Annotated in this window: 13 protein-coding genes and 1 tRNA gene; 5 read left to right on the forward strand and 9 right to left on the reverse strand. The window is 72.7% G+C overall.

Annotated features, from left to right (window positions below):
* Window positions 1-373: 373 nt before the first annotated feature.
* The 4 genes from K1Y72_RS33620 to K1Y72_RS33635 form a co-directional block, all read right to left on the reverse strand.
* Window positions 374-2821, reverse strand: coding sequence for a S8 family serine peptidase (locus K1Y72_RS33620; protein WP_220170573.1), 2448 nt, complete (start codon window positions 2819-2821; stop codon window positions 374-376).
* A 255-nt stretch (window positions 2822-3076) separates the two neighbouring features.
* Complete coding sequence (locus K1Y72_RS33625; protein ID WP_220170574.1) at window positions 3077-3535, reverse strand: hypothetical protein; 459 nt, start codon at window positions 3533-3535, stop codon at window positions 3077-3079.
* A gap of 620 nt (window positions 3536-4155) precedes the next feature.
* Window positions 4156-5880: a monocarboxylic acid transporter gene (locus tag K1Y72_RS33630; RefSeq protein WP_220170575.1), complete on the reverse strand. Its 1725-nt coding sequence runs from the start codon at window positions 5878-5880 to the stop codon at window positions 4156-4158.
* Window positions 5868-6407 (reverse strand): DUF485 domain-containing protein, encoded by a 540-nt coding sequence (locus K1Y72_RS33635; RefSeq protein ID WP_220170576.1) that lies wholly within the window; start codon window positions 6405-6407, stop codon window positions 5868-5870. Before K1Y72_RS33635 ends, K1Y72_RS33630 begins: the two co-directional genes overlap by 13 nt.
* Window positions 6408-7117: 710 nt before the next feature.
* Between K1Y72_RS33635 and K1Y72_RS33640 the strand changes: the two genes are divergently transcribed.
* Window positions 7118-7191, forward strand: a tRNA-Thr gene (locus K1Y72_RS33640).
* Window positions 7192-7593: 402 nt separating this feature from the next.
* Here K1Y72_RS33640 and K1Y72_RS33645 read toward each other — a convergent pair.
* A complete protein-coding gene (locus tag K1Y72_RS33645; RefSeq protein WP_220170577.1) occupies window positions 7594-8466 on the reverse strand; it encodes an alpha/beta fold hydrolase in 873 nt (290 codons plus the stop codon).
* 78 nt (window positions 8467-8544) lie between these two features.
* Between K1Y72_RS33645 and K1Y72_RS33650 the strand changes: the two genes are divergently transcribed.
* Window positions 8545-9102, forward strand: a complete 558-nt coding sequence (locus tag K1Y72_RS33650) for a CGNR zinc finger domain-containing protein (RefSeq protein WP_220170578.1) — start codon at window positions 8545-8547, stop codon at window positions 9100-9102.
* 191 nt (window positions 9103-9293) lie between these two features.
* Here K1Y72_RS33650 and K1Y72_RS33655 read toward each other — a convergent pair whose 3' ends face one another.
* A complete protein-coding gene (locus K1Y72_RS33655) occupies window positions 9294-9455 on the reverse strand; it encodes a VOC family protein (protein WP_372453058.1) in 162 nt (53 codons plus the stop codon).
* Here K1Y72_RS33655 and K1Y72_RS33660 point away from each other — a divergent pair.
* The gene (locus K1Y72_RS33660) at window positions 9438-9644 is read left to right on the forward strand and encodes a hypothetical protein (RefSeq protein WP_220170579.1); all 207 of its coding nucleotides are present in this window, start codon (window positions 9438-9440) and stop codon (window positions 9642-9644) included. The two genes, K1Y72_RS33655 and K1Y72_RS33660, sit on opposite strands and share 18 nt — an antisense overlap.
* Before the next feature lie 25 nt (window positions 9645-9669).
* On the opposite strand, the gene K1Y72_RS33665 is transcribed toward K1Y72_RS33660, so the two are convergent.
* On the reverse strand, window positions 9670-9960 hold the full coding sequence (locus tag K1Y72_RS33665) for a putative antibiotic biosynthesis monooxygenase (RefSeq protein WP_220170580.1): 291 nt from the start codon (window positions 9958-9960) through the stop codon (window positions 9670-9672).
* Window positions 9961-10074: 114 nt separating this feature from the next.
* Here K1Y72_RS33665 and K1Y72_RS33670 point away from each other — a divergent pair, with 114 nt between their 5' ends.
* On the forward strand, window positions 10075-10683 hold the full coding sequence (locus K1Y72_RS33670; RefSeq protein ID WP_220170581.1) for a TetR family transcriptional regulator: 609 nt from the start codon (window positions 10075-10077) through the stop codon (window positions 10681-10683).
* A gap of 96 nt (window positions 10684-10779) precedes the next feature.
* Window positions 10780-11271 (forward strand): flavin reductase family protein, encoded by a 492-nt coding sequence (locus tag K1Y72_RS33675; RefSeq protein ID WP_220170582.1) that lies wholly within the window; start codon window positions 10780-10782, stop codon window positions 11269-11271.
* A 103-nt stretch (window positions 11272-11374) separates the two neighbouring features.
* Here K1Y72_RS33675 and K1Y72_RS33680 read toward each other — a convergent pair whose 3' ends face one another.
* Both K1Y72_RS33680 and K1Y72_RS33685 read right to left on the reverse strand, forming a co-directional pair.
* Window positions 11375-11692, reverse strand: a complete 318-nt coding sequence (locus K1Y72_RS33680; RefSeq protein WP_220170583.1) for a hypothetical protein — start codon at window positions 11690-11692, stop codon at window positions 11375-11377.
* A gap of 130 nt (window positions 11693-11822) precedes the next feature.
* Window positions 11823-14102, reverse strand: coding sequence for a beta-glucosidase (locus K1Y72_RS33685; RefSeq protein WP_220170584.1), 2280 nt, complete (start codon window positions 14100-14102; stop codon window positions 11823-11825).
* Between the last annotated feature and the right edge of the window lie 58 nt (window positions 14103-14160).

Below are 14160 nucleotides of genomic sequence, written 5' to 3' on the forward strand. Positions count from 1 at the left end.
CCCAACATCGCGACGCCCACAGAACACCCCCTCGCCACTCCGGCGACCACATGCCTCCTCCAACGAACGAGGGCAACGGCAGATCAACGGCGAACGCCCGCTCTCACCATCACGGAGGCCAGTAGTCATCCTTGACATCACGACACTCAACGGATCCCATCGCCAGCCCGGCGGCCGCGACTCCCGGACGCCTCCCCCACCGAACAAGGACACCGGCAGATCAACCGGCGAACGTCCCGCCAAGAAGCCCGTTAGTCGTCCCCACCATCACGGCGCTCGCCGGGCAAGCCATCACCAGCCCAGCGGCCATAACCCCCGCATGCCCCTTCCGTCCAACGAGGGCAACGGAGATCAACGGTGGAAGCCCGTCCCCTCACCACCACGGGGGCCGGTAATCGTCCTCATCATCGCGGCGCTCAGCGGATACGCCATCACCAGCCCGGCGCTCGCCGGAGTCCGGCGCCGACACCGGCGAAACGCCGTCCGCAGGCCGATCCTCGACCTGCCCGCCCGCAGCCGGACCGCCCGGCGGAACAGCAGTCGGCGGACCATCAACCTGCAAGTCCGCAGCCGGTCCACCCGGGCGAACAGCGGGCGGCGGATCATCCGCTCGCCCACCAGCGGTCGGCGGACCATCGAGCTGGACGCCCGCAGGCGGACCATCCGGCGGAACGGCGGCCGGTGATCCATCAAGCCGGACGGTCACGGGCGGATCGAGGTCCGGGGGAACCGCCTCAGCAGGCAATTCCATCTCCTCGGCCCGCTGCTCCTCAGCCTGCAGCTCTCCGGTCCGCCGTTCTCCGGATCGCTGCACCTCGGCCTGCGGATCTCCAGCTTCCTGCGCCTCGGCCTGCTGCGCCTCGGCCCGCCGTTCTCCGGACCGCTGTTCTCCGGACCGCTGCACTTCGGTTTCGGCGGAGGCGGTGGTGTCTACGGCTTCCTGCGGTTCCATGGCGCTCAGGCGGAACCGCTCCCATTCGGCGTCGTCGAAGGAGAACTCGTCCTCGGCGGGAAGCTCTTCGCGAGGCGGGCGAGGGCCGCCTGCGGATCCGCCGGACGGGCGCGCGTCTCCGGCGGGCGGGGTTGGGAGACCGTCCGCCGCTGAGGTGACGTCGCGCTCCGCGGCCGCGTCTCCAGAGCCGGGCGTCTGTCGTTCCGCGAGCGTCGCGTGGACCTCGCCGTGCACGTTGCGCACGGCGTCCGCGTCGTCCGTCGGGGCGGGGCCTGCGAGAGGCGGCACCGGGAGCGGGTCGCCAGGGGTGACGCCGGGGGTCGAGGCGGGCAGCAGGTCGCCGTGGCCGGTGGCGGGCAGGCGGTCGCGGCGAGTGATCGTCGGGGAGTCGGTGCTCTGCCAGATCGGATCGTCGGCGATCCGCGCGGCGGGCGGGTGCGTGGCGACAGCGGTGCCGCCGCCCGAGCGGTGCGCGGCGGTCTCGTAGGCCGTTTCCTCGTCGTGCGCGGCGCGGGCGGGCTCCGCCTGCGGCTCGCCCGGACCGTCCGAGCCGCCCGGACCGTCGAAGTCGTCGCCGTCGTCGGAGCTCGGGCGCCCGCGCTGCCGCCAGCCCATCAGCAGGCTGAGCAGCACGACGGTCGCGCCGGCCGCGAGGATGCCGAGGATGAGATTCTCCGAGCCGTGGGACGGTTCGGCGGCCACCGGCTTCGGCTGCTGCTCCTGGGCGGCGGACTTCGGCGTCGCCACCGCACCGTGGGACGAGCGGTTGATGCGGGCGGCGGCCGTCAGGGCGCTGGACGCGTCGAGCGAGCCCGCGCAGTTGGTGAGGCCCGTCGGCCGCCCGGCCCGCGCCGGCGACCCGAGCACCAGCGCCTGCCGCACCTGGTCGGGCGTGAGCTTGGGGTAGCGCGACCGGATCAGCGCGGCGACCCCGGCCACCAGCGCCGACGACGGGCTGGTGCCGGTGCCGACGACGTAGCCGCTGCCGGTGTCCGCGCTGACGATGTCCACGCCCGGCGCGCACACCGCGACGTAGGGCCGGCGGTTGCTGTCCTTCCAGACGCGGCCCTTCTGGTCGAGGGCCGCGACGGCGATCACCCCGGGGTAGGCCGCGGGGAAGTTCTTGCGGTTGGCGGTCGCGCCGTCGTTGCCGGCGGACGCGATCAGCACCACGCCGTGGTCGAGGGCGTAGCGGATCGCCTTCTCCTCGACGGTGTTGCCGTTGTAGAACTGCTGGCCGCCGCCGAGCGACATGTTGATGACGCCGGCGCCGTGGTCCACGGCGTAGCGGATGCCCGTGGCGACGGCGTCCCGGCTGCGGCCGAGGTCGGTGCCGTTCCGCCGCATCGGGTCGTCGTTCTCCCAGGTGACCCGGATCGACAGGATCCGGCTCTGCGGGGCGATGCCCAGCACGCCCTGCTGCAGGCCGGCTCCGTGCCCGTGCCCGGCGATGATGCTGGCCATCGACGTGCCGTGCTTGCCCCAGTACTTGCCGCCGGGGCGCCGGGTACCGCCGGTGAGGTCCGGCCCCGCGACGACCCGGCCGGACAGGTCGGGGTGGCGCTGGTCGACGCCGGTGTCGAGGACGGCGACCGTGATGTCCGCTCCCTTGGACCACTTCCAGGCGCGCGACACCCGCAGCGAGTTCAGGTACCACTCGCGGGCGCGGATCTGGTCGGTGCGGGCGGCCAGCAGCGCGCCCGCGGCGGTGCCGCGAACGGTCTGCTCGCGGTGCCCGGGGCCGTCCTCGGGCACCAGCGCGGCGGGAACGGCGACGGCGGCGGCGAGGGTCAAGGCCGTGAGGGACGCGGCGGTGCGAGTACCGAACGACGGCAGGAGGCGGGCACGGCGGGGACGCGCAGGGGTCACGCCGCCGCACCTCCTCCCGGCAGTCGGCCGTGGCCCGGGGACCGGACGAACCGCCGCATCAGCTGCGCCGACGGCCCAGATCCCCGGTCGCACCTCGACCGACCCGCGAGGCGCGAAAAGTCATTCTGCCACGCCATCCGGATCCCCCTCGGGCACTCGACGCATTCGGGCACGCTCTGGGACAGCGCGGATCATCTTCCCGCCCTCGCCCACCCGTACCACCACCACCTCCGGTGAACGCCGGAGGTTAGGGGGCTACTTGCAGGTGCCGTAAGGGCGGTCGCAGTGCAGGAGGGAGCCGCCGAGCTTCGGGCGGACGCCGTCCACCAGCCCGTCCGGTCCCGTGACGAGCCAGTTCGGGCCTTGCAGCAGTGCGAAGGCCGCGTCATCGCCGAGGGCGCTCTGGCCGACGCCGGTGCGCCAGCTCTGCACGGCGGTCTCCATCGTGAGGCCCATGTCGGCGGTGACGACGGTGGCCGCCACGTAGCGGCCCTCGTAGCGGCACTCGACGCGGGTGGCGTCGGCGTCGCAGGAGTCCGCGCCCGCGGCGCGCAGGGCGGCGGCGATCTGCTTGGTGTCCTGCTGGGAGCGGGCGCTCGCGACCGGGGTCGCGCCGTCGTCGCCGTTCGCGGCGAGGAAGGCCGCGACGCCCGCGGTGGCCAGGATCGTGCCGCCGACCGCACCGGCCAGCGCGAGCAGGGGTTTGGACTTCATGGCGACAAGAATGCCGTACCGGCAGGTAACTTCCGGCCGGTTCGGATGTTAGCCGGGCCACGTAAGCGACCACTGCCACCAGCACGAAGACCGTCCCGACGGTGAGCCCAAGCCCCTCACCAAGGGACCCAAAGACCCCACCCCGCAGGCCCCCAAAGCCCCTCCCCCTGAGCGCACGCAATGCCCGCCGGGGCGGCATCGCGAAAGCCCGCCTCGAAGCGCGCGCAGGGCTCGCCCCGCGGCACACGCTTTTCCACCGGCGGGGTGAAGGCCGCCCTGAGACGCGCGCAAGGCTCGCCCAGCGGTGTGCGCAGAGCATTCCTGGCGGTGGCGCGAAACCCCGCCCCCAGAACGCGCGCGAGGCTCCCCGGCGATACGCGCAGAGCTTCCGGCGATGGCGCGAAGGCCTCCCCCGGAGCGTGCGCAGGGCTCGCGCGGCGGTGTGCGTAGGGCTTGCCCGCCGGTGGCGCAAGGCTCCTTCCCGCGGGGTGTGCAGGGCTTGCCCGCCGCTGGTGCGGAGGTGTCTTCACGTGGGGGACGCAGGGGCCTTACCGCGACGCGCGAAGGCCCCTTCCCGTGCGGTGGGAAGGGGCCTTGCGGCGGGGCGGCCCGGTCGCCGGTCAGACCGAGCCGGCGCCCGTCAGGGAGCGGACCGACAGGTCGTCGTAGCGCTCGTCGTCGGCCTTCTCGCGGCCGAACAGCGTGCCGAGCACGGCGCACAGGAAGCCGAACGGGATCGACACCAGGCCCGGGTTCTCCATCGGGAACCAGTGGAAGTCGACGCCGGCCGGGAACAGCGACAGGCTCGCGCCGGTCACCGGGTCGACCTTGCCCGACACCACCGGGGAGAAGAACACCAGGACGAGCGAGCTGAGCAGGCCGCCGTAGATGCCGGCGACGACGCCCGCGGTGTTGAAGCGCTTCCAGAACAGCGACAGCACGATCGCCGGGAGGTTCGCCGCGGCCGCCATCGCGAACGCCAGCGCCACCAGGAACGCCACGTTCATGTTCTTGGCGATCACTGCGAGGATCACCGCGAGGGTGCCGATGAACAGCGCCGAGAAGCGCGCCACCGCGACCTCCTGCGACTCGCGCGGCCGGCCGAGCATCAGGACGTGCCCGAAGAAGTCGTGCGCGAGCGACGTCGAGGACGCCAGCACCAGCCCGGACACCACCGCCAGGATGGTGGCGAACGCGACGGCGGCGATGAACGCCAGCAGGATCTCCCCGCCGACGCGGCCCCCGACGAACTCGCCCACGGCCTGCGCGAGCTGCGGCGCGGCGGTGTTGCCGGCCGGGTCCTGCGCGACGATCGCGGCGCGCCCGACCAGCGCCGTCGCGCCGAAGCCGAGCGCGAGCGTCATCAGGTAGAAGACGCCGACCAGGCCGATCGCCCAGTTCACCGACGTGCGGGCCGCGCGGGCGTCCGGCACGGTGAAGAACCGGGTGACGATGTGCGGCAGGCCCGCGGTGCCGAGGACGAGGGCGAGCGCCAGGCTGATGAAGTCCAGCTTGTTGACCAGGGTCTGCCCGGGGTCGCCGGCGATCTCCTTGCCGTACTTCAGGCCCGGCTCCAGGAACGCCTGGTCCTTGCCGCTCGCGTCGGCTGCGGAGCCGAGGAGCGCGCTCAGGTTGAAGCCGAACTTGGCGAGGACGAGCACCGTCAGCACGGCGGCGCCGCCGAGGAGCAGCACCGCCTTGACGATCTGGACCCAGGTGGTGCCCTTCATGCCGCCGAACATGACGTACACGATCATGAGGGCGCCGACCGCGATGATCGTCACCGTCTTGGCGGTGCCGGCCGACATGCCGAGGAAGGTCTCGCCGGGGTGGATGCCGAGCAGCAGGCCGACCAGCGCGCCCGCGCCCACCATCTGGGCGAGCAGGTAGAACACCGAGACCGTGACGGTGGACACCGCGGCCGCGGACCGGACCGGGGGCTGGCGCATCCGGTAGGACAGCACGTCCGCCATGGTGAACCGGCCGGCGTTGCGCATCAGCTCGACGAGCAGCAGCGTGAGCAGCCACGCGACGAGGAAGCCGATCGAGTACAGGAAGCCGTCGTAGCCCGACAGCGCGATGATGCCCGCGATGCCGAGGAACGAGGCGGCCGACATGTAGTCGCCGGCGAGCGCGATGCCGTTCTGCGGGCCGGAGAAGACGCGGCCGCCCGCGTAGAAGTCGTCGGCGCTCTTGGTGTTGACCCGCGCCCAGATGGTGATGGCGAGGGTGATCCCGATGAACACCACGAACATCGCGAACGTGAGCACGCGTCCCCCCATGGACTCGGCGGCGGATCCGGCCAGGGCGCCGGCCGGCGCCACGGCCGCGCTCACCGCAGCCATCCCGGGTCCGGGCGCACGGCGCCGGACCAGCCCTCGCGGGCGCGCTGCTCGGCCACGGCACCGGACTCGTGCCCGGCCGGCGCGCCGGAACCGGGCCGCGCCCGCGCCCCCTCGACGGCGCCCTCGGCCGCGTCGTGCACCGCCCGGCGCGCGAACGGGACGCCCGCGGCCTGCTCGGCCTCCTCCCGCAGCTCCCGCGCCAGCGGGTCGAGGATCTTGCGGGCGTAGGACGTGTAGGCCCACGCCAGCAGGAACGTCGACACGAACTGCAGGACGCCGAGGATCAGCCCCACGTTGATGTTGCCGAGCACCCGCTGCCCCATCAGGCCGCGCGCGAACGCCGACAGCAGGACGTACAGCAGGTACCAGCCCAGGAACGTGGAGACGATCGACACCGCCAGCCACCGGAACCTGGAGCGCAGCAGCCGGAACCGCTCGTCCTGCGCCAGCGCCGCGTAGCGCCTCGCCTGCTTCTGCCGGACGCGGCCGCTCCCCCGGCGCTCGGGCGGCCCTGAGTCCCAGACCATCCGGCCCTCCCCTGACTCATCATGACCCTGTGTAGTGATTGCATCACTATGAGATCAAAGAATGATGGCGGGTAGTGGCCAGTTCGCGAGAATGCAAGAAAAAGTCGCCACAGCAAGGTCAACATTGCCCGGGAGCAACCCCGGTCCATCCTGAATCATTGCGATTCCATCCGGAATGCTCCGTTGGTCGGCGCCGAGATCAACGCGCAGCTAAAACGGACGATCGGGACCGACCGCAGCCCCGGACCGCCGCTGGGACAGGGCCCGGGAGCAGAAGACTAGAACTCGCCCATCACCCTCCGCACACGCTTTACCGACATCACCCCTTGCGCATCCCAGCCCGCAACCTGGGACTTTCACCCTCTGCAACCGGTCGATCGCCACAAAAGCCCGAGCGTGCAGAGCAAAGGCCGCCGCGCCACGAAAAAACGGCCCTGCTGACCCGAAAATCCGAAAGTGCCGACATCCAATGCCGCCACCGGGAGAGCGCAACGCAGAACACCGCAAAAGCGGCACATACCTGACCACCCTGATGGGATGCCGCCGGCACGGCCACCGCGTCCCGCCCCGCGAACGTTCTCCGGACGGTGCCGCTTCCCGCCGCGCCGCACAGGCCACGCCCCTCCTCTAGATCGATCCGACCGGCCCATCAAGGAGATACGCCCCGCGACCCGGCGGCGGTATTGTGTGCGCGACGGCCCCGTCGTCGCGCCCCTGTAGCTCAGTTGGCCAGAGCAGCCGCCTTGTAAGCGGCAGGTCGCCGGTTCGAACCCGGCCGGGGGCCCATCTCCCCTCTGACGTGCGAGAACGCCGGTGAGAGGTTGGTCATCGGCGGTGTGCGCCGCTGGAACAGAGGAAAACTCTCTCTGGGGGTGCTGCCAGGACCCGGCGGACCGAGAATCTGGCCGCGGGCGGGTTCCAGGCCGCGATCGACGCGCGCGCCCTGCTCTCCACGCCGGAGGAGAGGCAGAGAAGACCGTCCGCACCCTATGTCCAGGTCGTTCAGTGATTCGCCGTGGAGCACCTCCATGGCAAGACCGCTTCGCCTAGAGGCACAATTCCAGGTGTCCCGGCGATGGCCGCCGGCGGCGGAGCACTGCTGTACGCCGAGGTGGCGGACCTCGTACCCGACGCGGTTCCTGAATCGGCTAACGCCGTTGACCGGTCGGTTGCCGCTCAGGCCCCGTCACTTCCAGGTGCGGTCGAGGAAGTCGGCGATCAGCGGGGCGATCTCCGGTAGGTGGGTTTCCAGGGCGAAGTGCCCGGTGTCGAGAAGGTGGAGTTCGGCGCGGGGCAGATCCCGGAGATAGGCGTGGGCTCCGGGCGCGGTGAAGAAGGGATCGCCGGCTCCCCAGACGATCAGGGCGGGCGGCGTGTGCCGGCGCAGCCACGCCTGCCAGCGGTCGTAGCTCTCGATGTTCGTGCGGTAGTCGGAGAAGAGCGCCAGCTGGGCCGCCTTGCGCCCTGGCCGGTCCAGGAAGTGCTGGTCGAGGATCCAGCCGTCCGGGGCGATGAGCTCGGGGTCGGTGACGCCGGCCTCGTACTGGTGGCGGGTGCCGGACAGGGTGAGCAGGTCGCCGAGCGCCGCCTCGGCGCCAGGGTGCCGGTAGTCGGCGAGGAGCGCGTCGCGGGCCGCGTCCGACAGCCCGTCCTCGTAGACGTTGCCGTTCTGCACGACGAGGCCCGCGATCGACTCGGGGCGGCGTTCGGCGAGACGGAAGCCGACCGGTGCCCCGAAGTCGAACACGTACATCACGAACCGGTCGAGGCCGAGCCGCCGGACGAACCCCTCGGTGATGCCGGCGAGCCGGTCGAACGAGTACGTGAAGCCGCCCGGGACCTCGGTGCGGCCGAAGCCCGGGTAGTCCGGCGCGATCAGCCGGTAGCGGGAGCCCAGCACGTCGATGAGGCGGCGGAACTGGTGCGACCCGGACGGGAAACCGTGCAGGAGCAGCAGCACGGGAGCGCCGGCCCGGTCGGGCAGGGACTCGCGGTAGAAGACATCGACCCCGTCGACCTCCACGTGGCGGTGGACGGTGCGAGCGACTGAAGCAGGCACGTCTAATTCCTTCGTTGTCGATGGATACGTTAGCACCCTCAGGCTAACGTATTGGAGGCTGGATGTAGAGTTAGTCGCATGAGTGCGCTCGTGCCCCTGACCGGAGAACCGCTGGCCTTGGACCTGGTCAACACCCGCCCAGCCAACGGCGACCTGCTCGCCACCCCCGGCGACCTGTGCGCCTGGTGGGCCCTCCAGGCCGGTCGCCTCCCGGACGCAGCGCCCGAGCAGGTCACGGCCGCGGATCTGGCCGCCGTCCAGGCCGTGCGCGAACACACCGCCCGCGCCCTCGCCCGCGCACGCCGGGGCGAGCAGCCCGCAGCCGCCGACCTGGCGGGCATCAACCAGGCGCAGAGCGCCGCACCCGCGATCAGCGAGCTGGCGTGGGACGGATCCGCGGTGACCGCCACGCGCAGACGCGACGGGTCGCCGGGCCGGCGCCTGGCCGCCTGGCTCGCGGAGGACGCCGCCGGGCTCCTGGCCGATCCAGCGGTCACCAAGATCCGGGAGTGCGAGGCGCACGACTGCGTACTGCTCTTCCTGCCCGCCCACCCTCGCCGCCGCTGGTGCTCGGCCGCCCGCTGCGGCAACCGCGTACGCGTCGCCCGTCACTACCAACGGCACAGGGCCGGATAGCCCCACCGCCCCTCCCGTGAGTGCGCCTTACCAGGGCCACCGGATCACGGCAGGAGAGGCCTGAACCTCACCCGGCGGCCGCCGGTGAGGGACGCCTCGCGCGTTCGCTGGAAGGCACTGGCACCTGCGACACGACGGCCTCTCACCCGGCTCGGTGCCGGTGAGAGGCCGTTGTGCCGGATCTCCGCGTTCTAGGCGAACTGGATGATCTGCAGGTAGGTGCCATCGGGGTCGGCGAACGTTCCGAAGCGGCCAGAAGAACGATCTTCGGGGGGAACGAGCCAGTCCACCCCGGCCGTGCGCAACCGCGCCTCGACGGCGTCGAAGTCGTCGACGTGGAAGTTGAGGATCATCCGGCCCGGCTCGCCGTTCTCGGCCTCGACGTCGTCGCGCTGCCGGACGACCAGCAGGACGCCGCCGAGATCGATCGGCCCATCTCCCTCGACGGCGGCACCTGGGACGTCGACGACAGCGCGGGGATCGTCGGCAGCCTGGGAGCGTTGCGCGGGCGGCCGGCGGGACGGTCGCCGCGGATTCGGTAAGCGGCAGGTCGTCGGCGGCGACGTGTCAGCGGTTCGGCCCGCCGGCGCGGTCGCTCGTCCGCCGGCCGGCGGCGAAGGCGCGGAGGACGGCGGTGGTCCTGCGGTCGGCCCTGAGGAGGGCCGGGACGAGGACGTAGACGGCGGCGGGGACGACGATCGCGGTCATGACCAGGGTGCGCAGCACCAGCGGCAGGTGGGCGGTGGCGGGTCCGAGGAGCAGGAAGGCCACGGTGATCGTCGGGTAGACGGCCAGCCAGGTGAGCAGGGCGCGGCGGTGGACGGACGGGGTCGCGGTCGGGGCGGTCGGCACGGTCATGGGGATCCTTCCGGGACGCGGCCGGAGGTCCCATCTCCAACCGAATGGTTGGAGTCTGGCACGGCCGCGCCCACATGTCCAACCATCCGGTTGGAATTGCGCTACCGTGGGGGCATGGCCTGGGACACCGCACGCACCAAGCAGCTCCTCCTCGACGCCGCCGTCGAGGAGTTCGCCGAGCACGGGCCCGAGGGCGCCCGCGTCGCCCGCGTCGCGGCGCGAGCGGGGGTGAACAAGGAGCGGATCTACCAGTACTTCGGCGGCAAGGACCGGCTGTTCGGGGCGGTGCTGGCCGCCGAGCTGGCCGGGCTCGCCGCCGCGGTCCCGCTGTCGGCCGAGCAGGCCGGGGACCTCGGCGACTACGCCGGCCGCGTCCACGACTACCACCTCGCCCACCCGCACTTCTCCCGGCTGCTGGCATGGGAGGGCCTGCAGCACGGCGCGCAGGGGGACGGCGGCGCCGTCGCGGCGGAGGCCGAGCGGGCCGCGCACTACGCCGAGAAGGTCCGCGCGGTCGCCGCCGCCCAGGACGCCGGCGCCCTGACCCGCGACGCCGACGCCGCCCGCCTGACGTACGCCGTCATCGCCCTCGTCAACGCTTGGTTCATGCTGCCCCAGGTCGCCCGCCTGCTCCTGTCCGCGGTCCCGGATCCGCGCCCGGCCGGCGACCGCGACGCCCTGGTCCTGCTGGTCCGGCGGCTGACCTCGAACGGAACGGGTTGATCGGCGGCCGGCGAGGGAGCGGACGCCCGGGGCGAGCAGCCGCGTGAACCGGATCGACCCTTTCGTCATGGTTCGGCGGGGTTCTAGCCTGCCGGGATGGACAGTGATCGGTTCGTGGCCGGGTTCGACTACCCGATGTTCGTGGTGACCGCCGTCGACGACGGGACGGGGGCGCGGGCCGGGTGCCTGGTCGGGTTCGCGACGCAGAGCAGCATCGAGCCGTTCCGGTTCCTGGTGTGCCTGTCCCGGCGCAACCGCACGTTCCGGGTGGCGGAGGGGGCGTCGGTGCTGGCGGTGCACGTGCTGGGGCGGGACGAGGGGCAGCTCGAACTGGCGGCCCTGTTCGGGGAGCGGACCGGGGACGACGTCGACAAGTTCGCGCGGTGCTCGTGGCGGCCGGGCCCCGGCGGGGTGCCGCTGCTGACGGACGCGCGGCGGTGCCTGGTGGGACGGATCCTGGAGCGGGTCGAGCTCGGGGACCATGCCGGGTTCCTGCTGGAGCCGATCGAGGTGACGGCCGACGACGAGAGTGCGCCGCTGTCCTTCCGCACGCTGCCCGACCTGGAGCCGGGCCACCAGGCCGGCTGACGCGGCCCGGGTCGATCCGATGCGCACGTGAAGGCGCGCCGGACCCGGCGGGTCCGGCGCGCCGCGCTGCGTCCGCGCCTGGTTTCAGGGTCGCCGGGCGCCGCTACTTCGGTGCGGCGGAGGGCGGCTGGGAAGAGGAGCCCTGCACGCACACCGGCACGTAGCCGGGGGCGGGCTTGGCGGGCGGCTGGCTGGGCGCGGGCGCGGCGGCGACCCGCTGGCCCCCCGGAAGCTGGATGCAGGTCACGGTGACCTGGGGCGCGGAGGCGTCCGGGGACGGGGCCGCCGCCGGACGCGCCGCCGGCGCCGGGGCCTGGTTCTGGGGGTTCTCGGCCGCCGAGGCCATCGACAGCCCGGCGGAGATCAGGGCGAGGCCGGCGAGGACGCCGGTGCCGGCGGTGGCGAGGAGACGTTTGCTCATGCTGCTCCCATTCAGGGGGTCTGCTGCCGCAGACGTGCGGATGGCGAGAACGCGTCGCTACGCACCGATACCCGCAATCACTCATGGTAATCGAATGGATACGTTGCGGCAGAAAACCCAGGTGGGGGCGTCAGCGGGTGCAGGTGCCTCCGGCTCGGGCGAGGGGGGCGGTGAGGGGGAGGTTCGCGGAGGAGTCGCCGACGTGGACGCGGTAGCAGCCGGGCGCGGTGGTCCAGGCGCCGTTCTTCCAGACGGCGAAGGCGCGGGCGTCGAGGCGGACGGTGACGGTCGCGGTCTGGCCGGGCTCGAGGGTGGTCCTGTCGAAGCCCTTGAGCTGCAAGGGCGGTTCGCCGGTCGAGGCGGGGAATCGCAGGTAGACCTGGGTGACGTCGGCGCCGGTGCGGCGGCCGGTGTTGGTGACCTTGGCGGTGACGGTGGCGCCGCCGCCCGCGGCGGGGGTCACGCGCAGGTCGGAGTGGGCGAAGCGGGTGTAGGACAGGCCGTAGCCGAACGGGAAGAGCGGCTGGATGTTCCTGGCCTGGTACCAGCGGTAGCCGATGAGCAGCTTCTCGCTGTAGGTGGAGTGGGGGACGCCGGCGGCGTCGGTCACGCCGGGGTACTGCGCCTTGGTGCGCAGCGGGCCGTCGGCGAGCTTCCTGGGGAAGGTGACGGGCAGCTTGCCGGAGAAGTCGGCGTCGCCGAACAGCAGGGCGGCGATGGCGTCGCCGTCGACCTGGCCGGGGTACCAGTTCTCCACGACCGAGCGGACGGAGCCGAGCCAGGGCATCTCCAGCGGCCCGCCGTTCTGCAGCACCACGACGGTGTTGGGGTTGGCCTTGGCGACCGCGCTGACCAGGGCGTCCTGGTCGCCGGGGATGCGGAGGCACTGCGAGAAGTTGGGGACGGGGACGGCCGCCAGGAAGGGGTTGCACACGGCCTGGTGCGGTTTCAGGTCGGCGCGGTCGTTGCCCTCGGTCTCGGCGTTGTGGACGAAGACGATCGCGACGTCGGCGTCCCTGGCCCGCGCGGCGGCGAGCGCCGGGAGGGCGCCGCCGTCGTAGACGACCTTCGCGCCGCCGCGGGCGGCCCGGTCGCGCAGGGCGTCGAGCGGGGCGGTGACGCCGGGCTGGAGGCCGAAGGTCGGCACGTGGTTGCTGCCGAAGCCCTGCGAGGCGAGCCGCGCGCCCGTCCTGGACGCGGGCAGCCCGATGACCGCGATCCTCCTGGCGGACGGGGCCAGCGGCAGCAGGCCGCCGGAGTTCTTCAGCAGGACCGAGCCCTCGCGGGCGATCCGCCCGGCCATGGCGAGGCTCGCGGGCGTGGTGGCGGTCCGGGCGTCCGCGACGGAGCCGGGGACGGGCGGGTGCTCGAACAGCCCGAGGCGGAACATGGGCGTCGCGATGCGGCGGACCATGTCGTCCAGGCGCGACCGCGGGACCGTCCCGGCGGTGACGGCGGCCTTGAGCTTGGCGCCCCACGCGGCGGGCTGGAGCTGGGAGACGCCGAAGTAGCCGTCGCCCGCCATCTCCATGTCGAGCCCGGCGTTGGCGGACGGCGCGGTGGAGTGGGTGGCGCCCCAGTCGCTCATGACGAACCCGTCGAAGCCCAGCTCGTCCTTGAGCAGGTCGTGCAGGAGCGGCTTGTTCTCGCAGGCGTGGACCGAGGCGACGCGGTTGTAGGAGCACATCACCGAGCCGGCGCCGGCGTCCAGGGCGTCCTGGAAGGGCGGCAGGTAGATCTCGCGGAGGGTGCGCTCGTCCACCTCGGAGGAGCTGGTGTTGCGGTCGTACTCCTGCTCGTTGAGCAGGAAGTGCTTGGCGGTGGCGATGACCGGCCGGCTCTGGATGCCGCGGACGAGCCCGGCGGCCATCCGCCCGGTGAGGTAGGGGTCCTCGCCGGCGTACTCCAGGTTGCGGCCCGACCGCGGGTTGCGCGCCATGTTCATGCCGGGGCCGAGGACGACGTTGACGCCCTTGCGCATCGCCTCGTCGGCCAGCACGCCGCCGTAGGCCCGGATCAGGGCGGGATCCCAGGTGGCGCCTTGGGCGATGCCCTGCGGGAACGCGGTGGTGCCCTTCTGCTGGAACCCGATGCCGCCGGAGCTGTCGTTCAGCACCAGGTCGGGGACGCAGAGGGCCGGGTTGCCGGGGATGACGCCGGACGCGCCGCGGTTGGGGCTCGCGGGGTTGTAGAGGCCGATGCCGGTGACCATGCGGATCTCGTCGTCGAGGGTCATCGCGGCCACGAGCCGGCGGGCGCGGGACTCGGGCGTCCCGCCGCTCGTCCAGGGGCACCGCGCGGCGGACGCGGCGGCCTGCGGGGCGGGGACGGTGACGGTGGCGGCCGCCGCCGCGGCGGCGAGCGCCAGGGCGAGGGATCGGCGGGGGCGAGGCGACGAGGGGTGGATCATCGCGTGCTCCTCGGGAGGGCGCCGCGCGGGCGGCGGCGAGCGCAGACGGCGGATCTTA

Origin of the sequence: Actinomadura parmotrematis, from assembly GCF_019458805.1 — a bacterium.
In the GTDB taxonomy this organism is placed as follows: Bacteria; Actinomycetota; Actinomycetes; order Streptosporangiales; family Streptosporangiaceae; genus Spirillospora; species Spirillospora parmotrematis.